Annotated in this window: 21 protein-coding genes; 6 read left to right on the top strand and 15 right to left on the bottom strand. The window is 39.4% G+C overall.

From position 1 onward, the window contains the following. Positions 1–97 precede the first annotated feature (97 nt). From EEJ45_RS16615 to EEJ45_RS16625, 3 genes are all read right to left on the bottom strand, one after another. Entirely contained in the window at positions 98–958 is an 861-nt protein-coding gene (locus EEJ45_RS16615) for an NAD-dependent epimerase/dehydratase family protein (RefSeq protein WP_124565902.1), read from the bottom strand. A gap of 80 nt (positions 959–1,038) precedes the next feature. Continuing rightward, positions 1,039–2,067: a UDP-glucose 4-epimerase GalE gene (galE, locus tag EEJ45_RS16620; RefSeq protein ID WP_124565903.1), complete on the bottom strand. Its 1,029-nt coding sequence runs from the start codon at positions 2,065–2,067 to the stop codon at positions 1,039–1,041. A 44-nt stretch (positions 2,068–2,111) separates the two neighbouring features. Further along, positions 2,112–4,106: a putative bifunctional diguanylate cyclase/phosphodiesterase gene (locus tag EEJ45_RS16625; protein ID WP_164464318.1), complete on the bottom strand. Its 1,995-nt coding sequence runs from the start codon at positions 4,104–4,106 to the stop codon at positions 2,112–2,114. Between the two features lie 270 nt (positions 4,107–4,376). Between EEJ45_RS16625 and EEJ45_RS16630 the strand changes: the two genes are divergently transcribed. After that, positions 4,377–4,829, top strand: a complete 453-nt coding sequence (locus tag EEJ45_RS16630; RefSeq protein ID WP_164464319.1) for a competence protein ComK — start codon at positions 4,377–4,379, stop codon at positions 4,827–4,829. A 2-nt stretch (positions 4,830–4,831) separates the two neighbouring features. Here EEJ45_RS16630 and EEJ45_RS16635 read toward each other — a convergent pair whose 3' ends face one another. Further along, a complete protein-coding gene (locus tag EEJ45_RS16635) occupies positions 4,832–5,296 on the bottom strand; it encodes a sigma-70 family RNA polymerase sigma factor (RefSeq protein WP_124565906.1) in 465 nt (154 codons plus the stop codon). A gap of 352 nt (positions 5,297–5,648) precedes the next feature. On the opposite strand from EEJ45_RS16635, the gene EEJ45_RS16640 reads away from it, so the two are divergent. Further along, a complete protein-coding gene (locus tag EEJ45_RS16640; RefSeq protein WP_124565907.1) occupies positions 5,649–5,957 on the top strand; it encodes a hypothetical protein in 309 nt (102 codons plus the stop codon). 457 nt (positions 5,958–6,414) lie between these two features. Here the strand turns inward: EEJ45_RS16640 and EEJ45_RS16645 are convergent, their stop codons facing one another. The 3 genes from EEJ45_RS16645 to EEJ45_RS16660 form a co-directional block, all read right to left on the bottom strand. Beyond that, positions 6,415–7,227, bottom strand: a complete 813-nt coding sequence (locus tag EEJ45_RS16645) for a glycosyltransferase family 2 protein (RefSeq protein ID WP_124565908.1) — start codon at positions 7,225–7,227, stop codon at positions 6,415–6,417. A 1,940-nt stretch (positions 7,228–9,167) separates the two neighbouring features. Beyond that, positions 9,168–9,872 carry a DUF6904 family protein gene (locus EEJ45_RS16655; protein ID WP_124565909.1) on the bottom strand — a complete coding sequence of 235 codons (705 nt, stop codon included), beginning with the start codon at positions 9,870–9,872 and terminating at the stop codon, positions 9,168–9,170. A 440-nt stretch (positions 9,873–10,312) separates the two neighbouring features. Beyond that, positions 10,313–11,062, bottom strand: coding sequence for a DUF6904 family protein (locus EEJ45_RS16660; protein WP_124565910.1), 750 nt, complete (start codon positions 11,060–11,062; stop codon positions 10,313–10,315). 63 nt (positions 11,063–11,125) lie between these two features. Here EEJ45_RS16660 and EEJ45_RS16665 point away from each other — a divergent pair, with 63 nt between their 5' ends. From EEJ45_RS16665 to EEJ45_RS18765, 4 genes are all read left to right on the top strand, one after another. Then, a complete protein-coding gene (locus EEJ45_RS16665; protein ID WP_124565911.1) occupies positions 11,126–11,305 on the top strand; it encodes a hypothetical protein in 180 nt (59 codons plus the stop codon). A 108-nt stretch (positions 11,306–11,413) separates the two neighbouring features. After that, on the top strand, positions 11,414–11,581 hold the full coding sequence (locus tag EEJ45_RS18515; protein ID WP_164464320.1) for a hypothetical protein: 168 nt from the start codon (positions 11,414–11,416) through the stop codon (positions 11,579–11,581). Positions 11,582–11,807: 226 nt separating this feature from the next. After that, entirely contained in the window at positions 11,808–12,989 is a 1,182-nt protein-coding gene (locus EEJ45_RS16670; protein ID WP_164464321.1) for an SGNH/GDSL hydrolase family protein, read from the top strand. 451 nt (positions 12,990–13,440) lie between these two features. Further along, complete coding sequence (locus tag EEJ45_RS18765; RefSeq protein ID WP_245999976.1) at positions 13,441–13,557, top strand: LCP family glycopolymer transferase; 117 nt, start codon at positions 13,441–13,443, stop codon at positions 13,555–13,557. Between the two features lie 205 nt (positions 13,558–13,762). Here EEJ45_RS18765 and manA read toward each other — a convergent pair whose 3' ends face one another. The 8 genes from manA to EEJ45_RS16705 all read right to left on the bottom strand — a co-directional run bounded on the left by manA (position 13,763) and on the right by EEJ45_RS16705 (position 20,937). Continuing rightward, on the bottom strand, positions 13,763–14,707 hold the full coding sequence (gene manA, locus EEJ45_RS16680; RefSeq protein WP_245999982.1) for a mannose-6-phosphate isomerase, class I: 945 nt from the start codon (positions 14,705–14,707) through the stop codon (positions 13,763–13,765). Positions 14,708–14,726: 19 nt separating this feature from the next. Beyond that, complete coding sequence (locus EEJ45_RS18520) at positions 14,727–14,888, bottom strand: hypothetical protein (protein ID WP_164464322.1); 162 nt, start codon at positions 14,886–14,888, stop codon at positions 14,727–14,729. 81 nt (positions 14,889–14,969) lie between these two features. Further along, on the bottom strand, positions 14,970–15,092 hold the full coding sequence (locus EEJ45_RS18900; protein ID WP_281274470.1) for a hypothetical protein: 123 nt from the start codon (positions 15,090–15,092) through the stop codon (positions 14,970–14,972). Positions 15,093–15,275: 183 nt separating this feature from the next. Further along, complete coding sequence (locus EEJ45_RS16685; protein ID WP_124565914.1) at positions 15,276–16,655, bottom strand: sugar phosphate nucleotidyltransferase; 1,380 nt, start codon at positions 16,653–16,655, stop codon at positions 15,276–15,278. Positions 16,656–16,725: 70 nt separating this feature from the next. Then, on the bottom strand, positions 16,726–18,048 hold the full coding sequence (locus EEJ45_RS16690) for a UDP-glucose dehydrogenase family protein (RefSeq protein WP_222928035.1): 1,323 nt from the start codon (positions 18,046–18,048) through the stop codon (positions 16,726–16,728). A gap of 34 nt (positions 18,049–18,082) precedes the next feature. Further along, on the bottom strand, positions 18,083–19,327 hold the full coding sequence (locus EEJ45_RS16695; protein ID WP_124565915.1) for a glycosyltransferase family 4 protein: 1,245 nt from the start codon (positions 19,325–19,327) through the stop codon (positions 18,083–18,085). Positions 19,328–19,391: 64 nt separating this feature from the next. Further along, positions 19,392–20,009, bottom strand: a complete 618-nt coding sequence (locus EEJ45_RS16700; protein ID WP_124565916.1) for a CatB-related O-acetyltransferase — start codon at positions 20,007–20,009, stop codon at positions 19,392–19,394. A gap of 22 nt (positions 20,010–20,031) precedes the next feature. Then, positions 20,032–20,937, bottom strand: coding sequence for a glycosyltransferase family 2 protein (locus EEJ45_RS16705; protein ID WP_124565917.1), 906 nt, complete (start codon positions 20,935–20,937; stop codon positions 20,032–20,034). Positions 20,938–21,100 lie beyond the last annotated feature (163 nt).

Below are 21,100 nucleotides of genomic sequence, written 5' to 3' on the forward strand. Positions count from 1 at the left end.
TTCTCTTCTATCGGCCGAACTCTTCCTTCTATCGGCCGAACTCTTCCTTCTATCGGCCGCAAGCTGTAGTAAAAAAGCCTCGACGTTGTCGAGGCTTTTATCTGTATACAAGGTTTTGTTCGTAACCATTTGGGTGAAGCATGTGCCAGCGGAGTGCTGAATAGATTATTTCTTCGAGAGATTGCCATGCGCGGGCTGTAGGAAGGGTTTGTAATGCACTCTTTTCATAGGAAATATCAGGTCGTAGGCCAAAGCTTCGGCAGACTGCAACAATATCACTAACTGTGGCCGTATGACCGTAGATTTCATGATGAGCTGGTTCCTTTCCCTCTAGCAGTCGTTCTGCGCAAAGAACGTGCTTTTTTGCGACATCGGCTACATATGCATATGCACCTTCAAACCCCGGATGTAAGATAAGCTTCTCGTTTGGCCGTAAGCTGTGCTTGAGAAGGCGCGGTATGAGATGAGCTTCCGGTTCATGATCTTCACCGAGATACTCGGTGGCACCTGCAATGTGACAAGCGCGCACTGTGATAGAACGAAGCTTAGATGCGGCAAGTAGCTTCCGTATCATCATTTGTTCTTGCTGATAGAATTGCTGTACCGCCGGCAGCCCTGTCATATAAGATGCCTCCGACAATACAAGGTCCTCGATACCATATTCCTTCATTTTATAAAGCAGCACCTGCATACGCTGAGGTATGTGACGCACTTGCTTCGTTTCATCAGGATGGCTCGTTGCTACATGAATTACAACATCAACGCTGTAGCGGGAAAATACGCGATCCAAATCATGCGCGTTTCCGAAATCCCCCTTTTCAAACACTGCTCTATTGCTTACACTAACACGGTGACCCGTTGACAAGTTATCCAGTACTACTACGCGGTGCCCGCGATCTATACAGGTCTTCACGATGTGACTGCCTACATAGCCGGCACCGCCTATCACTACAATCATGCCGCTCCCACCCGCTATTCTAAAGATTTTCCACTATTATAATACACGAATAGACAGAACCGGAAGTATTTTGTAATTTTTTACTGCGTAACCGCTTTACCAAGTGCATAGCCGTTCGGGTTTTGCACTTGCCAATTCCAGGAATCCGCACACATATCATGCAAGCTTTTCTTTGCTGTCCAGCCCAGCTCCTTTTCAGCCTTTTCTGAATTTGCATAGCACACGGCTACATCGCCAGGACGACGATCTACTAGCTGATAGGGAATAGCTTGTCCAGTCGCCTTTTCAAATGCATGCACCATATCTAGGACACTGTAGCCAACACCCGTTCCTAAGTTATAAGCTTCCACACCTGTTTCCTTCAATACTTTTTCAAGTGCTTTTAAATGGCCCTGCGCTAAATCTACCACATGGATATAGTCACGTACCCCTGTACCATCATGTGTGTCGTAATCGCTGCCAAACACACCAAGTTTCGATCGTTTACCAACTGCCACCTGCGTAATAAAGGGCATTAAATTATTGGGAATCCCATTCGGATCTTCCCCAATCCTGCCGCTATGATGCGCACCAACCGGATTAAAATAACGAAGCAACGCAATACCTAGCGTTGAATCCGCTGCGTGCATATCACGCAAAATTTCTTCAATCATAAGTTTTGTTCGGCCATATGGATTTGTAGCACTAAGCGGAAAATCTTCTGAAATTGGTACTGTCTCAGGCATGCCATATACAGTGGCCGATGAACTAAATACCAATTTCTTCACATCAAATTGCTTCATCACATCGCAAAGGACTAGCGTTCCTGTAATATTATTATGATAGTAGTAAAGCGGCTTTGCTACCGATTCGCCAACCGCCTTTAAGCCGGCAAAATGAATAACTGCCTCAATATCGTACTTTTGAAACACCTCTTCAAGAGCACTGCGATCTAATAAATCCACATCGTAAAACGGAAATGTTTTTTCAGTTAGTTCCATCACACGTTGCAACGCTTCAGGTTTACTGTTGGAGAAATTATCTACAACGACAATTTCATAGCCTGCTTCTAATAATTCCACACATGTGTGCGTGCCAATATATCCGGCTCCTCCTGTGACTAATATCATTGTCTCGTCTCCTTTTACTTCCTATTATTCACCATTATATCATATTATACCAATTGCTTCTGGAGCAATAGCTGTTGTATGGTTTCAAGCGGAAGTGGCTTGGAAAAATAATAGCCTTGTGCGTCGTCACAGCCCATCTCTTGCAAAATATGTAATTGATCTTGTGTTTCTACACCTTCTGCCGTAATTTTAATACCAAGCTGATGCGCCATAGAAATAATCGCTGCCACAATGGCTGTATCATGCGAATCCTCACCTAAATGCTGCACAAAGCCTCGATCAATTTTTAAACGCTGAAAGCGAAATTGTTTTAAATGACTAAAAGAATTATAGCCTGTACCGAAATCATCCATGCTAATCGATACACCTAGTGCGCGAAGCTTAGCAAATATCCCATTCACTCGCTGGGCATCTTCCATCACAATACTTTCTGTTACTTCAATTTCAAGAAGCTCTGCCGGTAGCCCCGACGTAGCAAGAGCCTGCTGAACAACTCTGATAATACGCTCCTCCCGCGTTTGCTTTACGGAGAAGTTAACCGCAATATAAAAGCGCTCCTCAAGCTGTCGATTTAGCGCAGCAATTTGTGTACATGCCTCTTGCAAAATCCAAGCACCCAGTTCATGAATTAAGCCTGTTTCTTCGGCCAATGGAATAAATTCTGCGGGCGCAATCACCCCAAGCTCAGGATGATTCCAGCGCATTAATGCTTCAAAGCCTTCTAGCTTACGCTTGTCAATTTGAAACTTCGGTTGATAATGAACAGATAACTGTCCCTTCATAGCGGCCTTTTTTAAATCTTCCTTCAAACGCATTGTTCTCGTTACATGTTCATCCAGATCAGCCGAATAACAACAAAAGATATTGCGCCCCCTTGCTTTTGATTCATACATGGCAATATCCGCTTTTTTCATTAACTGGCGCAAGTCCGAAGCATCTTGCGGAAAACGAGCCAAACCAGCGCTGACCGTCACTTGCAGTTGATAGTTGCGAATGGTAATAGGCTCTGTCACACCGTCTACTAAACGATTTCCAAGATATATAAAGGAATCCTCTAGGGTGTCCGTACGCAAAATGATAAATTCATCTCCACCTAGGCGACCAATGATATCAGTAGGACGCAGATGCTTTTTCAACTCGCACGCCACGCGTTGGAGTAACTCGTCTCCAATATCATGTCCCCATAAGTCATTCACGTCTTTAAAGTTATCCAAATCAATAAAGTATACACCAAATGGCGTATTCTTCTGAATATAAGCAGCCATGACTTCCATGATTTTACGACGATTCGGCAGCCTCGTTAACGTATCGTGATAAGCCAAATAGTCAAGGTATTCATTTACCTTGGAAAGCTTTTCGCGCTCTTTTTTGTGGTATTTCTCAAGATATAGCACAGTAATAGCCAGCAGAACGAACAACGACATTGCTTCACCTACGTATAAACTGGTGCTTTCTACCGTAGTAACACCTTGTACAAATTCCAAGCAAGAAATTGCAAATACATAACAAACCGTAAAGCATGTAAGCAGAAGTAACCAAGGAGAAGGAACCTCCAACGCCCCCGCATAAAATAATTGAATAAGACACACGGTAAAAAATATACCTGCGCCTACTAAAATACCACCTAATAAAATATGTGATACGTGCAAGGTAACACCAGGTATCAATTTGTGTAAGCTCCACCATACAATTGCGCTTTTCGCAAAGGACATATAAACAGAAACACCCAAATAATAACGTAATCTATTAAAAGGAGCTACTTTAAAGAACGATTTATACGCTATAATGTACATCACGATAAAAAGAAACATTGGTAACATACTAGGCCAAGACAGATATTGCCGTGTAGTAACCAATTTATTGATGTACAAAAAAGTATATAGCAGCGTCCATAGATACACGCCTGCAAACACAGGAATCCACAACTTGTTTTCCATGTTTCCTTCTAACGCAAACCGTTTGCTGTTTTCAAATACAAGATAAAAGAAGAACATTGACAATAAAATTAGCACGTACACAAACAGTTCTGCTTGCCCCATCTCCGATTCCTCGCTTATATGATTCATTTTTAATAAATATTTTAATATAAAAATATTATGTTGTATATGAATACCATTGAAAAAATGCCGTTTATTATAATATGATTTGAAAAATTGACACATGTCACTTACATCTACCGATTTACGGCGCCTCCCAACAAAATAATACATAATTTTACAATAAATATATAAAATCTTAAAATGCGATTTAACATAAGGAAATCTTTACCTTTTATAATAGCGATATACCGATATGAAGGAGGGTTTTTAATGGATTATATAATCGGCCCAACGACTTTGGCTATGTTACCTATTGCTGATATGGTATATCAGACTAAGATTTTGGATCGAAGTGGTACCTATTATTCTAAGCATACGTGCCGAGATTTGTTGAATGCTGCTTGTTTACGAAGTGGTGCAAGCTACCGAGGAAAGCGCGATGCTATTCGTTCGCTGCTGAACTTGAAACAAAATGTTCCCATTCCGCTCTGCTTTAAACAAGGCATCTGCGCAATTCCTTCGGGCTCACCGCAAAAGTGGGAGTGCGTATGGTACTTTTATGCTCATATTAAGGATTTTCGCCATCAGGACAAACAAACTCTTCTGATTTTCCACAACCACGAATCTCTTCTGATCAATTGTAGTGTTTATCAAACACAGCAACAAATTATGCGCGCTGGTCACATCTTATCCAGCTTTCAGCTTTTGCAGCAGGAAACGTAGGCTTACCTACTTTCCTGCTCTCGCATCGCCTTCAGCGCGCGCCGATATAAGTAGCGTGCCTGATTTTGATTCAATTCCATATTTGCGGCAATCTCGCCAATGCTAAAGCCATATACAAACTTATCTACAATTACCTGACGTTCTCTATCTTCCAAGCACGACACATACGAATCAATCCCTTCCTCCTGCACACATACAGGATCACGGCTTTCCTCTAAATTTACAAAACGCTGCTCCGATCGCTTTTCGCGGTGCAATTCGGAAAGCAAGTACCCTCGTACTGTACGCAGTGCATATGCCGAAAAATCACCTTTCCCCTCTTCATATCGTTCATACGCATACCAAAGCCCAATGACACCGCACTGATAATACATGTCGTAATCCTTATACAGTGAGAGCTTTTTCATCTGATTAATAATCATCTTCTCATACAGCCGCAAAGCTTCCTCAAACGTGGCCGGTTTCATGGTACAATCCCCTTTAAAAAGGCGCGCCTTTCTTCGTATTCCGCGGTACCCTTACCTTATCCCACAATCTGATTTCCTTCACGTCGCTCTATTTCAAAAATGCAGAACCTTCCTTCAAATAACAGATACTCTTACATGCTCGTACGTATACGATATTTAAAATAACCGCATTCATACGATAAATTTTTTCTTTTTACCTGCCTATTTCTTTCCATTTATTCTAGTTATCTTGGTAAAACAGACTAGAAAGAAAAATAACAAACGCGCAGCTAAAAATGCTTTTTTTACAAAAAAAACTACACATATTATCATAGATTCATGATCGCAAATCTATAAAAGAGGTGAAAGAATTATGCATTTTGCCGAGCAGCCGTTTGTGATTTACAGTTTGTACGAACAATTAGAAGAAATTATTTTTAAAAAAGAGGATCCAACCATTGCTTTATTTTTGTTTTCCCATGTCAACGCTGACCGAACCTGCACGTTAGCTATGTATGATGCACATTGGAACAGTAAAACAAAGGAGCACACGCTCGCCTCTACATACAAACTCTTTCATTTTGCCGATAAAGAGGAAATGCTGCGGTATATTCAAATCTTTAAAGGCAGGCGTTGGTTTACGCCGATTACTTCCGGTGACATGCACCCTTCTCTGCACTAAAAAAGATTTCATAACCATATTGAAGATAGTTGAAAAGAAAGGGATGGTGGAGAAATGATGTCGCGCGCGAAAAAGTTAGAATGCAGTGCTTACTCACAGCCGCTTGTCAAAATATAAAAAATTTTTCTCTTTCTATTAACAAAGCTGTGAACTAAACAAACATTTGTTTAGTTCTTTTCGTACTCTTCTTCAAAACGTATGTACACAACGCATTGTACTTTCAAATCCGCACTTACATACTGTACTTGTACAGTTGAATATGACGTACACGCCTTTATTTCTTGCTTATTATATCAGTAAAACTCGAAAAACCAACATTCTCTTTTGGATGGGAAAGAAGAATAGGCAATGTATGGTTGCGGCCAGTGCCTATGTCAAGTAAGAACATACACATGTAGCGAGGCGTTCTGGAGCTGTGATTTTCTTGCTGTTTATATGTCGAAAAAACCATGTAGACTTATATAGGTTTTTTATATTTACTAGTTTCCACAAGCGCTTCTAGCAACATCTTCTCGTTACCTAATGACTTCTTCTTTTTTAAATAGAATAAGATGACCAATATGAACGCTGCAGGAAGATTAAACATTCTTCGAAACATCGGTCCTTTTCCGATGAATATCTGCTTATTCAAAAGTAAAGTCACTTTTGGCTTTTTATGATAAACTATCACTTTGGGATAGTGCGTTATATTGTACTTCTTTTTATACAAATCGCATAGAAAGATATTTTCTTCTCCTGATACATACTTAGCACCTAAACCGAATTCTGTATCGAAATGAATACTATCTCTGCCTACCTTTTTTACATTTATAAATATTTCAATCGATGAGACCTGAAATATATGTCTTACTTTCATTGTTTTGATATCCTTACTGAAATAGTTCCTGTATAAAACATGTTGTAAAGGATCTTCTATTTGATAACAAATAACTTCACCGGCGTACGTTGCAAAATCCTGAACAACTGTCTCTACAGCGTTAGAAGGATACCAACAATCATCGTCTGCAAATGTCACGATGTCTCCACTCACGTATGGTACTGCTATGTTTCGAGCATTGGACAAGCCTTTCCTATCAGTTTTTACCTGTCGATAATTAAGAGGAAATTCTTTTAAAATAACTTCTACTACGTCATGCATACTTTGTGACACCACTATTATTTCAAAGTCTTTGTAAGTTTGTTCCGTTAAGCTTTGTAACAGCCTTCGTAACTCTTCCACACGTGTTCCTAAAGTCGATATGATAATGCTCAATTTACTTTTTACGTTCATTAAAACATCACCTTTTACTAGGATTTTAAAACATGTTTATAGCTTTTAACCATTTTACCTATGGCTTTGCATAAATCACCGGAAAAATAACAAAAAATGCTAATGTTTATATAACTAAAATTATATATAGGAATTGGTATAATTCCAATCAAAAGTCGATACTAGAAACGTTCTCTGCAGTGGATACAAAGTAAAAACGTGTCCAAAGGCTTGGCAGACGTTACAAAATCATATTCAGCATTGGAAGAAACGTTGGCGAGATCTTTGATTTGTATCAATGGGTGTGTTCATTTTGATAGATCTTAAACTTAGAATTGCAGCGATGAACAATATTACGGGACACCTAACCTCAGATTTGCGCTCCCTACTGGTCCGCGAGACTCTCTTGCGGAACACCTAATCTCTGATTCACTCTCCCTCGTGTACCACAAGACCCTCTTGTGGTACACCTCATCTCAGATTCACCCTCCCTCGTGGTCCGCGAGACTCTCTTGCGGGACACCTAACCTCAGATTTGCGCTCTCTACTGGTCCACAAGACCCTCTTGCGGGACACCTCACCTCAGATTTACTCTCGTTCGTGTTCCATAAGACCCTCTTGCGGGACACCTCACCTCAGATTTACTCTCCCTTGTGGTCCGCGAGACCCTCTTGCGGGACACCTAAACTCTGATTTACTCTCGTTCGTGTTCCATAAGACCCTCTTGCGGGACACCTAATCTCAGATTTACTCTCGTTCGTGGTCCGCAAGACTCTCTCGCGGGACACCTAATCTCAGATTCATTCTCCCTCGTGGTCCACAAGACCCTCTTGCGGGACACCTAACCTCAGATTTACTCTCGTTTGTGGTCCACAAGACCCTCTTGCGGGGCACCTAATCTCAGATTTGCGCTCCCTCGTGGTCCGCAAGACTCTCTCGCGGGACACATAACCTCAGATTTACTCTCCCTTCTGGTCCGCGAGACTCTCTTGCGGGACACCTCATCTCAGATTTGCGCTCCCTCGTGGTCCGCAAGACTCTCTCGCGGGACACCTAATCTCAGATTCATTCTCCCTCGTGGTCCACAAGACCCTCTTGCGGGACACCTAACCTCAGATTTACTCTCGTTTGTGGTCCACAAGACCCTCTTGCGGGACACCTAATCTCAGATTTGCGCTCCCTCGTGGTCCGCGAGACCCTCTTGCGGGACACCTCACCTCAGATTTACTCTCCCTTGTGGTCCACAAGACCCTCTCGCGGGACACCTCACCTCAGATTTGCGCTCCCTTCTGGTCCGCGAGACTCTCTCGCGGGACACCTTCACGGTACGTAACACAAACAGCCGTATATCATTCATTTTTTCATGAGATATACGGCTGTTTTATTTTCCACATGCTGTATAGAAGAAATAGCGATAAAATTGATTTAACATACAACTTTCGGTGGTTGTGGGATGGCCTTTGGCTGTTGGATGGATAGCCCTTCAAAAAGTCAGCGTCGTCAAAATACAAACATTTGTAGCGATCTTTACTCCAACCAGAAAACAGGAAGATGGAATCACCGTAGGGAATATCTGTCTTGCCGCAAATAATGTATATGTTTTTACCCCTGTGTAATTGTACTTCACAGAAGCTTCAACTTCTTCGCTTGAATTATGCGTTCATCTGTGCCGTTGAAAAAGGAGATTTCAGTATGACCTGTTTTAATCGTGCAAGCAGGATAAGAGGAAGGTTCTGCTGATGAATGGGTTACAGAAGTATTTTTGTTTCGTCATGTAATGGAGGTGATTTTTAATTTTTGTTGCAGCATAGCAAAGCACCGCCTTTCATTGATACATTTATAGACGTTGTTTGAATACGGGCTTACTCTAAACTCTTCTCATTAGACCTTCCGTTCCTTATTTCCTAACATACAATATCTTTAACATAAAAAAGAGGCCTGTAACATAACAGGCACCTTGCTTATACCATTATTTCTTCGGGGTGTCTTACATTTAAACGAACATCCCATGTACGGCAATTTTGTCTGAGTGCAATCTTGCGAACCGTATTTTGCACGTCTTGATAATCGTCTCCTTGCCGGGCAATGCGCCAAGCCGCCTGCTGAATACTTGATAGGCGTTTTTCTTGATCCATATCAAGAAACTCTGCGTTTAAAACATCTATGTATTGTGTGGTGTAACCTCTAATGGAAAAATTCGGATTTTTTATAATACGAATAACATCTGCGAACGTCTCTGCCGGCAGTTTCTTTTTGAGGCAAGTTATAGCCGCAGATTGAAATACACGAACGTAGGCAGCGGATTCATCCCACTCTGCATACTTGTCCTGGTTGACGAGTTCGTTTAGTGCCATGGTAATAAACAAAAGCTCCGGCCACAGAATTTGCGCACCAACATACAGACTTTTTCGCTCTCCCAAATATCGTCTGTACGTTACCGTAAACAAGCCTTTATCAAAATCTAAAAAAGTAATATCACGCTTCCCCATCAGAGCATCACATAAATCATAACACAAGCAAAACAAACGAACTTTTGTGCCGTTATATTGCGGCTGTGTTTCGTTCTCTGCAAATTGCTTTAACGCTTTAACCAGCATGCCAACATCCCAATGATCGCCGTAAACTGTTACACCTAATCCATTATCTTTTGCCTTCATATGTATCATGTGTTGCCCCTACCTTTCTGACGTTTGGTAAAAAGCTCGTTATATACATATTGTAGCAATGATGTTTTAAGAAAATGAAAAAGAATTGTTAAGTTTCGTTACGGCGTTTATTGGGTTTAGGCACTTGGTATTATATGACTACACACGCCAAATCTTGTTTCATTACAGAATTTGCGATACGGGAAAGCCCATGCAGGACTTTAGTTCGCCTTTAGGCATGGGAGTGTCAATATCACAATAGCCTTATGATTTTTCTCCTTTCATATAAGTTAACTTAATTTTTCTGGCACCGTCTCATCCAGTCCAGATTTCTAGCCCACGTAAAGCAGTACCCAGAGAATGTCCTGCGCCTGGCAATGGCGGAGGATTTATCATAGAAGAGATTATTTTACAAAAAGAGGACAGCACTTAAAATATTTCAGGAACACTGCACCCCTCTTCTACCAATCAATTTCTTCTGGATATTCTACATTTAACTTCACATCATCAGGTGGACAATTGTACCGCGCCGCTGCTTCAGAGACAATCTCTCGAATGTTTTGATAGTCACCGTTCAATTCTGTCAACCTTTTAGCCATCAAACTAATACTTTTCATCCGCTTTTCTTTGTTCATCTGTAAAAACTGCTCGTTCAGAACATCTACGTATTGTGTTGTATAACCCTCAACAGAAAAATACCGACCATTTAACATGTTTATCGTACGACTAAACATATTTGGGGTTAACTCTTCCTTCAGACACGCTGCAACGGCAGCTTGAAACATACGAACCTGTGCGATATTACGATCCCAAATGTTATGTTTGTCCTGCAGATACATAAACCGATCTTTCGATTGCTTAGCACCGTATAATTTGACAAAGTCATTGAGAGCTATCGTAACAAATAACAACTCCGGCCACAGCATTTGTATTGTCAAATAAACATTCTTCTCACTTGTAATGATGGACATATATTTCATCTTGTCTGCATCCATTCCATTTTCTACAAACGTAATATCGCGGTTACCCATCATCGCATGACGCAGATCATAGCACAGTGCATATACACGCATCTTTGCACTGTAATAATGAGGGAAATCACTCTCTTCTCCTGTAACTTTGTGCAGTGCTTCATACAGCGCATCAAAGTCTAAAAAATCACCTGAAATCGAAACACCTGCATAGTTCGGTGTTATGTTGATTTGCAGCATACCTTCGCAGCCTTTCTATTGTAATACATCTATTGTAGCACATGTGAAAAAGAGAATGTGCTTTTGCTGATTTTAACAGTTGTTTTTGCCCATCTTTCTTATTCAACAGACGTGAAGGCTGAAACAACAGAGCCGACCATTTCCGTCAAGCTAGTAAACTATTTAGGCAATAAAAGTGAGATCACGATAAAACCTTACGCTATCTATTTAGTCAAAGATACCAAGCTGCAGCTTGCAGGCTAACACCGAATATTAGATTAAAGTCACAAGTAATGGCGTTTCATTACATAAAGACAGTCAGCATCTAGGTACGTTAGTTTGGAGGTTACACCTTTCAGAAGCAGTTCTATCTTGTGGCTTGGTAAGCAAGGTTATTTAGGCGCCATTTTATTTACAAATGAAAGCGGAAAGTATGTCAGGTCCATCAATACATTGCCTTTATTTGACCCCCCGGTACTTGGTAGAACGTTAGATACAGAGAAGTTACATGCTATTGTGAACGAACATTTTGCACTATGACACAAATAAGACCGAGACCCGCTAGGATCTCGACCTTACTGATTAACATAGCTCTACATACACCAGTTGTATAGTTAACGTCAAAAAGAGCGTAACGTATGGTTTACCTTATTACTCATGTACATTACATATACGATAGGAAAGTATAGAAAAAAATAATTCATGCATTATATAATAATAATAAAACTATTTATATTAATATTTAATTTAAGAGATGAGGACACACATGAATTGGAAAAGAATAAAAATATTATCTACTAGTGTAATGCTGTTATCCAGCTCCTTCTTCTTTATAGTTGGAAGTACTCACAGTAAGGCTTCTGGAAATGCGGTTTTTACACTACATAATCCTGATGTAATAATGGAAAATACGTTATTAAACCCATTTGTTAGTAATACTGACATTAAGATTTTAGGGGATAGTATTACAGCTGGTGTTGGTTCAACAGGATATAAATTAACATCTACAAAACTAGGGAATACAGGCTACTTTGTTGCTACCGAAGAATCTGGTTCTTGGGCCAATCTTTTAAAAAAGGACTTAGAATCTAGATATAACAAATCTTTATTAGTTCATCCATTAGACCCTAGAATTATAACTACAAAAAGCAGATTGGAAAATAAAGATACCAATGCTAAATTGAAAATGTCAGCCTTCACCAAAGGGGTAAATTCATGGAAATTATCATTTGCAGGAACTGAATTTAAGGTCTATTTTACGAAACAAAGTGGTTCCGGAATTGTTGGTATATACATAGATGGAAAAAAAGTCGGTGTATATGACTTATATAGCGCAAAAACTGAAAATGGATTTGAAGTGCAGATTGCAGGCTTACAAGATTCTAATCATAATATAGAAATTAAAACTGAAGGCAAAAACAAAGATTCTGTATCAGATCGAGTATACATTGAAGCTTTTGAGTTTAAAAAGTCGGTTAGTATAAAGAATTGGGGCGTTAGCGGCCGAGATTCTGAATGGTTGCTTGCAAATTTTAATACATTGATACAACCAAATGACGATATTATTATGATTCAGATTGGAACAAATGATAGAATAGATTTTACTTCTCCTGAGGCATTAAAGTTGCATTTGAAAAGTATTATTGATAAATGCGTTAGCCTTAAAAAAGAAGTAATATTATTATCTGCAAATCCAACCTCACAGTCTGATGATGATACAACAAAAGAAACACGTAAATTTACAATGCGTGATGTAGATATGACTATTAAACAAGTAGCTAAAGAATATGGTATCAAACATATAAGTAATTATGATGCCTTCTTAAGGTATAGCGAAGCAACAGGGGAGACGATTGATGCGTTGTTAGCTGATGGTCTACATCCTAACGATACAGGATACAAGATTATGTATAAGAATGTCATGAGACATTTGGATATTTCTTTATAATAACTATAACAAAAAGCATCCAAAGAGATGTTCAAGGTCGATAAGAGAGCGAAGCCACATCAATCAGTGGTTTTAAATCCAATGAAAGAAAAGAAAAAAACGCAAATCACATAGTTGTTGGCACATAACCTTACATACAAAATAGAATCCATTCTATTTTGTATGTAAGGAAGAACATCAAAATGGCTTCCGCTACAAAGTAAGGGATGTGCGACAACTATGTTGACAAACACCGTTATACGAATAATACAAATCAATAAATATTGTAAACTACTATTTTACTTACAAAGAACGAAGCGTAGTTTCTACGGACAGTAGGACATATAAAAAAGAATGGACGGTTGTCATAACGGACGAGGCAAAGCAGAATGCACCGGAAACAAAAGGCGCAGCAATCGTTTAATGTAGATTTGACCAGCGTAAAGGAAAGAAAATTGATCACTCAGATGCTATGATTTTACTGCATGTAGATTTAAAGAAGAAAGAATACCATGCACTAAGCATCCCGCGTGATACGCGTGTTCACTTAGACAGCTACGAGTATACAAAGTTAACGAGCGTACAATAGGTGAAAAAGAAGGTGTAAAAGCAGCAATTAAGGTCGTACCGATGCCACCATCAACTATTATGTACAAACAAACTACGGCGTTATTAATATGAACGTACCGTTTGATGTAAAGTTAACGCGTACTTCGTTTGTTTACAGTTCATGATGCTATACTCCCCCATTGATGATGAAATAAAAAAGGAACGTCCGTAGACATTCCTGTTAATTATATGTGAGAAACAATTAGTGAAAGCTCGCCCTTTAGAACGAAATTTCCCATGTTATATGGCATGACAAAGTGATCTCCCTTACGTAATGGAAACTCACCATCCACCGTTACAATCGTCCCGCTTCCTCCTATTACACTCGCAAGCTGGAATAATTGATTTTGCTGAAAAGCTGCTTCTTCTTTTACATCCCATTTATATACAGAGAAGTACTCTCCCTGTACAAACGTTGTAATCTCTGCCCCGTTTTCATGCTTTGTTTCAATATGTAACGCAAAGTCTTGATGTGGTACAGTCGAAACAGCTAGCGCTTTATCAAGGTGAAGCTCACGCTGGTTACCGTCACTGTCTGTACGATCATAATCGTACACACGATACGTTGTGTCGGAGCTTTGCTGGGTTTCAAGTACTAACGTACCCTCACATAGCGCATGAATCGTACCGCTAGGCACATAAAAGAAATCTCCTGGCTTAATCGCAACGCGGCGAAGCAAAGCATCCCAATTACCGGCTTCCACCATAGAAGCAAACTCTTCTTTCGTTTGCGCATGATGACCGTAAATCATCTCCGCGCCTTCCTTACAGTCAATAATATACCAGCACTCCGTTTTACCAAATTCACCATTTTCATGCTCATTTGCATAAAGATCGTTTGGATGAACCTGAACAGACAAGTCTTGATTGGCATCTAGAATTTTCGTAAGCAATGGGAACTTATCTCCTGGTACATTTCCAAACAATTCTCGGTGCTGCGCCCACAGATCTGCTAGGGTTAAGCCTTGATATTTACCCTCACGCACAACGCTTACTCCATTTTGATGAGCTGATATCCCCCAGCATTCACCTGTTAATTCAGAAGATAACTCATAGTTAAAATCTTGTAATGATGTACCGCCCCAAATGCGCTCTTGTAGGACGGGCTGTAAAAATAATGGTGATTGCACGTTGCTTGTCCCTTCTTTCTTACTCATTTCTATCTAAAACCGCAAACACCGCAGTCGCCAATGTTTCCACCTCATTGGAAGGTGAATGTTTTGCTTGTTTTATATAATTATTGATCTGCACATGACCTAGCTCTTCCCATGAAATAACCTCACACCATCCACTGTCTTGTAAATATCTCATCGTATTCTGATCCTCTTGCATGCCTGGGCGATGAATCATAAGAAGTGCTGTTCCACTACCTACAGCTTCGCTAATCGTGCCCTAGCCCGCTTTTGAGATTACTAAATCCGCTGCCGCAACATAATGCTGCACCTCTGTATATGTAGTGGGTACCTGATACACATTCGGATGCGTAATATCCATATTACTTGACACAACAAACACACAACCCTCTTGATTCCATAACGGCAGCGCGGTAACATCACCTCAATCAATTCGCATTCCAAAGTGACAAATAATGATACGTACATCATTTCTTCTATTTAAAAGCGCACGAATAACGGCTATGGAACGCGTCGCGTGTCCATAGCCGTATTCTCAACTATAAAATGCAAATGTTCTCATCTCTTACACAATCACTTGCGCTTGTGAAGTGTAGTAATGCTGTAAGATAGCAGCCCAATCGCTGTACAATCTAACAAAGTCCGTATCTACAACTTCTTTGCCTGTTTGCACTTCAATAAACTCAAGCTCGCTAATCGCACGAATCGCATGCTTGCGGCCCACTGGAATGTGAATGATATCTCCTGCTTTTACGCGGCGAATACTATCATCAAGGATTAATTCTCCTTCTCCGCGCACAATCGTCCACACCTCATTACGCAGGTTATGATAATGATACGTAGAGTTTTTCTCCGCATGAATACAAATACGCTTTGTGACCATCTCTTCATTCTCGTACTTTGCGTAATCTAATACCTTAGACCAACCCCACATACGCTCCTCGTACATCGGCGGCTGATCGTACCCACCAATTAAATCTTTAATCTTGGGACTAGATGCTTTATCAGACACTAAAATACCATCAGGGCTCGCCGCAACAACCACGTCAGACAAACCAACAATTGTTACAGGAATCTCAAGCTCATTAACTAAGTGTGTATTGGCAGAGTCATTAGAAATAACACCTTTACCAATTTGAGACGTTGCCATCTCTTCCGTCAACGTGTTCCATGTACCAAGGTCTTTCCAATACCCTTCATACGGTACCACCACGATATGGTTAGCTTTCTCTACAACCTCATAGTCAAAGCTGATTTTTGGTAGGTTAGCGTATTGCTCGGAAAGACGCTCATACGTAATAGGCAGCTGCTTTTCTTCCAAAATGTTAATTAAATAACGCAATTTGAACGCGAACACGCCGCAGTTCCATAATGCATGTTGTTTAATTAACGTAACCGCCTTCTCTTCACTTGGCTTTTCTGTAAAACGTTCTACATGGAAATAGCCGTTATCTTCGCTTTTCGGTACAATATAGCCGTACTTAGAAGACGGATATGTCGGCTTTACACCCATCAATGCCAAATCGGCATTAGAGCCTTGCAGCACTTGATCCAGTACCTTTACTCTCTCAAAAAAGCTATCATGCACATATGGATCAACTGGTAACACAATTACTGTCTCATCCAAATTCGCATGTTGCTCGGAGAATAAAAAAGAACCGGCAAGCGCAATAGCAGGAAATGTATCTCTGCGCTCCGGTTCAATAATAAGCGGCACATCTGTACCGAGCTGGTTATAAATCATTTCTGTTTGTGTCTTAGACGTTGCAATCACCGCAGAATCAGCCAAACCCACTGTTTTAAGCTGATGCCACACACGCTGCACCATGGATTGACGCGTACCATCTTCGCTCTCTAGTACCTTTAAAAACTGTTTAGAGCGTGTATCGTTTGAAAGCGGCCAAAGACGTTTGCCGGATCCGCCTGAAAGTAGTACGAGTTTCATAAAATCCCCCCATAAAAAAATCAGGTCATTAAGACCTGATTTTTGTATTTCGTATATTCATATAAGAAGTTTAAACAAGCGCAAACTCAAGCGTATTAACTGTCTCTCTACCAACAGAATCATAAATAATACTTGTCTTCTTAACACATTCCAATTTATAACAATTTCTACCATCAAGTACAATCGGTGTTTTCATTAACTTACTGTAGCTTGTTACATCGAAGTTTTTCACTTCATCCCATTCTGTAAAAATAAAGCACACATCTGCATCCTGTAGCGTTTCCTCAATAGAATTACAATACGTAATCTCGTCCGGATATAATTTCTTAAAGTTATCAGCACCAACCGGATCCCACGCTTTTACATTGGCCCCGTCTTCTAACATCAATGGAATGTTTACTAATGTTGGTGCTTCACGTAAATCATCTGTACCAGGCTTAAACGTTAACCCAAGCACCGCAACATTTAATCCCTTTAAGCTTTCAAAGTACTTACGAGACTTTTTCACTAGCTTAAGCTTTTGATTTTCATTGACATCAATAGCTGCCTTGACTGTCTTTAACTCATAATCATGGAAGCTAGCTAGCCAATGTAGCGCCTTTGTATCCTTCGGAAAACAAGATCCGCCGTAACCAATCCCTGCGTTTAGGAATCGATTTCCGATACGAGCATCATATCCCATACCATGCGCTACATCTTCAATATCAGCGCCAATAATTTCACAGAGATTTGCAATTTCGTTGATGAAAGAGATTTTTAACGCTAGGAAATCATTGGAAGCGTATTTAATCATCTCGGCACTTTTTCGGTTTGTAACAACGATTGGTGCACCAAAGTCTTTATATACTTCCCGCAGCACCTCACCCGCATGTGCTTCCTCTACACCAATGACAATTCGTGAAGCATGTAGCGTATCTTTCACTGCTGTTCCTTGTGATAGGAACTCTGGGTTAGAAGCTACATACACTTTTACATTGTGCTTCAGCTTTGCTTGAATTAATGCTTCAATTTTATCGTTTGTACCAATTGGTACAGTCGACTTCACAACTACCACGCAGTCTTTTTCAACGCTCGCAGCAATTTGTTCTGCAACACCGTATACGTAGCTAAGGTTGGCAGAACCGTCTTGTTTTTCAGGTGTACCCACACCGATGAAGATAACATCAGCGTCTTTGTATGCTGCTTCGTAATCTGTCGTAAAATGCAAACGAGCCATGTTCTTGATCATTAGTTCATCAAGACCAGGCTCGTAGATTGGGGAGATTCCCGCTTTCATAATAGCTATTTTCTTTTCGTCAATGTCCACGCAAGTGACAGAGTGACCGTGTTCTGCAAGGCATACTCCGGTTACGAGGCCGACGTAGCCTGTGCCTGCTACTGAGATTTTCATCATCTAGCATCCCTTTCTAACTGTATTTCAGCTATTTTTAGGCTTCTGATACTTCTTTTAACACTTCTCTGTACTTATTAATTGAGATTTCTCTTTTTAAATGCTGATCTAAATAATCTCTCCCGTTTAGACCCATTTGTTTCAATTCATCTCGATTCATATCATAGAGATTTTGTATCGCCTTTATAATCTGTTCATATTCTTTTGGCTCAACTACTAAACCACAATCACTCTTATTAATAAGCATTTGAGCCTCACTCCCTTGCTCTAACACGCCTAAAATTGGCTTACCTGCAGCCATAACACCGTAAATCTTACTTGGAACAGAAACTCCTTTAATTCCCTTTTGATTTACAACTAAATGAACATCTGCAGCATTCAAAGAGTACTTAATAAAATCTTTCGGCTGATAGGGGAGAAACTTTACATTCGGAATATCTGCTTGCTGTATGAACGCTTCCATGTCTCTTTTAACTGCCCCTTCACCAATGAAAACAAATGCAAGGTCCTTATAGGATTTAAAATACTCTGTAATTTTAATGATATTTTCTAAATCATAGTACAATCCTACATTACCAGAGTACATAATAATGAATTTGTCTTCTAATCCATTTTCCTTTAAGAATTGTTGAATCTTAGGATTACTCTTCTCCAGTGGCATAATCTCTTGCTCATTGGTCCAGTTATTAATAACAACATGATCTGGAACCTTTTTCCCAGAAAACCTACGTTTGAGAGTTTCACTCATATCATTACCGACTACGATAACCTTGTCGGAATAACTACAGTTCAACATATCAATTTTCTTAGCAATCTTAAAAACGGACTCTTTGTTTGTATAACTAATAGCAGCAGCTTGCTCAGGGTTAAAGTCTTGGACATTATAAATATGCTTAGAACGTTTCAGAAATTTACCTATAGTACCGATTAGTCCACCCAATACAGGCGGTTGTGAAATGGTATAGATGACATCCACACCTTTTTCTTTTAATAAAGCTAAGTTGGCTAAAACAAAATAAGAGAATATATATTTCATCCGGCTTATCTTAGAAGTTTTATCGACTTCAGGCAAGCGAATACGGATGATTTTTATATTCTCTAAATAATCTTCTTCAAATGTTTTGTTACTTATCGCTTTTTCACCCGCATAACCAGGTTGAGCTGCAATAACGGTAATATCAAAATCGTTTTGTAATTGTTGGCATAACTCAGTCATTAGCTGACCTGTGGATGCAAAGTCGGGATAGAAGTAATTAACAACAAAAACAATATTTTTCTTCATAGCTACTCTTCCTTATAGTATATATTTTAAGGTAACCTATTTTAAGGAATGTTCAGCATTGTAGTTAAACAAAATGACTCAAAAACTTCCTTAAATCAGTATAATCTTCCTTAAACTTCATTAAGTGCTCTATATCTTTATCCCACCATCTTGATTTACCTACGAACTCCCTAGTCTCTTCATCAAACCGAAACCTTATAATTCTAGCTGGAACCCCGGCCACTATAGCAAAATCAGGAACGTCCTTTGTTACAACTGCTCCCGCCGCAACAATCGCTCCATTACCTATATTTACGCCGTCTAAGATTATTGCATTTGCCCCAATCCAAACGTCGTTTCCAATTATAATCTTTTCAAACTCTACAAATGTAGTATCCTTGACTATTGATACATTAAATGAATTTGAAGGACTATAAAAAATAGGAGAAGTAGAGAACCTATCTGTTGGATGTTTGCCTAAACCTATTTTGACGTAGGGACCTATAGAACAAAATTTACCGATGCTAGCGTTTATCAAACTTACATTGTTTGCTAAATAGGTATAATTTCCAATAGAAGTATTTCTTACTTTACAAAATCTCTTAATAGCTACATTTTCTGATATTACGGAAGAGCTACTCACATAAGTTAGTAATGATATTCTATACCTTTGACGATTAATTAATCTTTTTAAAATTAACACAAGAAAGTCCCACCCTTAACTACTATTTACCTATTATTATACCCGTAGCTAAATATATTACTGTCTTTATTTTCTCTATATATGATTTACCCATAAAGTGTCTACGAAACTCTCTAATCAATTGAGGATGATAAGCAACATTATTATCAAAATTAAATGTATCTTTATCTTTCTTTAGATTATGCTTCTGGTTAAACCGATCTATTTTATTTTTATGAATTCCACTTCCATCAAAACCTTTGTTTTCTATTAAAGAATCGTAACACCACACACACTTACCGTTAGTGTTAAATATATGAAAGTACCATCTAATTAGCCAAGAATTTACTTTTCCCTCTACCTGAAAGTCTAAGAATTCCGAAAAAGCTTCTCCTGCATAATTAAAAGCCTGAGATTTCTCTTTACTACTTAACAATTCTCTATACGCATCAACACTATAAAAATTACAAGCATTCCAACACTCCGCCCATGTTCCCCATCCCCAAGAACAAGGATAGGGAGTAAAATATATATCAGAATCGGTATATTTTTTTATAGGTAATCCGAAACCTGAAATGTGCATAACTTCTTTATTGTCTTTATAATAGACTAGTGCATCATTCATAAATTTCAAAAAATTACTTCTAGGCACACAATCATCTTCCAGTACAATTACTCCATCGTAACCTCGCTGAAATATGCCAGTTACTCCTTTTATTATTGATTCAGCCAATCCAACATTTTGTTCCTTATATTCTATTTCTGTATTACACCAATCTATATTTTTTATCAAATTTCTTACTTCCATTACCTCTTCTTCATCATCAGTAGACCTTGCTCCATCAGCAAATATATAGAGCTTTTCAACTCTATTTTTTTTTAACCCTTCTAGTACTCTCTTCGTATGCTCTGGCCTATTGAACACAAAAAGTACTACAGCTACTTTCATTATACCTACTCCTTTCCTGTTATCTAATTTATTCCTTGTTAAACTATATATAAGTGAATAATTTTTTCAGCCTCTGATGCCTAAAACCTTCCCTTCCTGTCTACACTGTTTACTAGAAAAGGCAGGGACAGGAGCTGGTAAAATGAAGCGGTTAAACATTACA

It is taken from the genome of Ectobacillus antri (assembly GCF_003852715.1).
Lineage (GTDB): Bacteria > Bacillota > Bacilli > Bacillales > Bacillaceae_G > Ectobacillus > Ectobacillus antri.

What these genes read in the sequence shown, in the direction of transcription:
- EEJ45_RS16615 (WP_124565902.1), bottom strand. Translation starts at nt 958, where the DNA reads ATGATTGTAGTGATAGGCGGTGCCGGCTATGTAGGCAGTCACATCGTG.
- galE (WP_124565903.1), bottom strand. Translation starts at nt 2,067, where the DNA reads ATGATATTAGTCACAGGAGGAGCCGGATATATTGGCACGCACACATGT.
- EEJ45_RS16625 (WP_164464318.1), bottom strand. Translation starts at nt 4,106, where the DNA reads ATGGGGCAAGCAGAACTGTTTGTGTACGTGCTAATTTTATTGTCAATG.
- EEJ45_RS16630 (WP_164464319.1), top strand. Translation starts at nt 4,377, where the DNA reads ATGGATTATATAATCGGCCCAACGACTTTGGCTATGTTACCTATTGCT.
- EEJ45_RS16635 (WP_124565906.1), bottom strand. Translation starts at nt 5,296, where the DNA reads ATGAAACCGGCCACGTTTGAGGAAGCTTTGCGGCTGTATGAGAAGATG.
- EEJ45_RS16640 (WP_124565907.1), top strand. Translation starts at nt 5,649, where the DNA reads ATGCATTTTGCCGAGCAGCCGTTTGTGATTTACAGTTTGTACGAACAA.
- EEJ45_RS16645 (WP_124565908.1), bottom strand. Translation starts at nt 7,227, where the DNA reads ATGAACGTAAAAAGTAAATTGAGCATTATCATATCGACTTTAGGAACA.
- EEJ45_RS16655 (WP_124565909.1), bottom strand. Translation starts at nt 9,872, where the DNA reads ATGATACATATGAAGGCAAAAGATAATGGATTAGGTGTAACAGTTTAC.
- EEJ45_RS16660 (WP_124565910.1), bottom strand. Translation starts at nt 11,062, where the DNA reads ATGCTGCAAATCAACATAACACCGAACTATGCAGGTGTTTCGATTTCA.
- EEJ45_RS16670 (WP_164464321.1), top strand. Translation starts at nt 11,808, where the DNA reads ATGAATTGGAAAAGAATAAAAATATTATCTACTAGTGTAATGCTGTTA.
- EEJ45_RS18765 (WP_245999976.1), top strand. Translation starts at nt 13,441, where the DNA reads ATGATTTTACTGCATGTAGATTTAAAGAAGAAAGAATACCATGCACTA.
- EEJ45_RS18520 (WP_164464322.1), bottom strand. Translation starts at nt 14,888, where the DNA reads ATGAGATATTTACAAGACAGTGGATGGTGTGAGGTTATTTCATGGGAA.
- EEJ45_RS16685 (WP_124565914.1), bottom strand. Translation starts at nt 16,655, where the DNA reads ATGAAACTCGTACTACTTTCAGGCGGATCCGGCAAACGTCTTTGGCCG.
- EEJ45_RS16690 (WP_222928035.1), bottom strand. Translation starts at nt 18,048, where the DNA reads ATGATGAAAATCTCAGTAGCAGGCACAGGCTACGTCGGCCTCGTAACC.
- EEJ45_RS16695 (WP_124565915.1), bottom strand. Translation starts at nt 19,327, where the DNA reads ATGAAGAAAAATATTGTTTTTGTTGTTAATTACTTCTATCCCGACTTT.
- EEJ45_RS16705 (WP_124565917.1), bottom strand. Translation starts at nt 20,937, where the DNA reads ATGAAAGTAGCTGTAGTACTTTTTGTGTTCAATAGGCCAGAGCATACG.